Origin of the sequence: Vibrio splendidus 12E03 (assembly GCF_000272105.2) — a bacterium.
GTDB lineage: Bacteria > Pseudomonadota > Gammaproteobacteria > Enterobacterales > Vibrionaceae > Vibrio > Vibrio splendidus_I.
Map to the genome: position 1 here is coordinate 1 of NZ_AJZD02000076.1, position 325 is coordinate 325.

A 325-nucleotide genomic window follows, 5' to 3' on the forward strand; every position below is an offset into this window, starting at 1 on the left:
GCAATTCGTAACGTCATCGTTGCGCCTTGTGGTGTCACATCAGGCAGAGTGGCGCACACCCTTGAGCAATCAGGAAGGCGCGCATCGAGAATAGGAGAAGAAGAATTGAGCGGCTGGTTGAGTGCGGTACTCAGTTGAATGATGAAGTCTTGAAAGGATTGGTTACTGTCAAAAGCAATGGGCGTTTTTTCTAACCGCCCGTTTCTCTCTATTGATATAGAGTCAAAACGGTCGACGAATATTTCCGTCGTATCAGGGTTTTCATACAACTCTCTGAGTGGCGTGAAATATTCCTCTACCCAGGACCATTGGTACTCTTTCTCTA

General features: G+C 46.8%; 1 pseudogene. It reads right to left on the minus strand.

The features are described from left to right. Positions 1-325, minus strand: a pseudogene (locus tag A142_RS07025) (ATPase, T2SS/T4P/T4SS family); the annotation flags it as partial.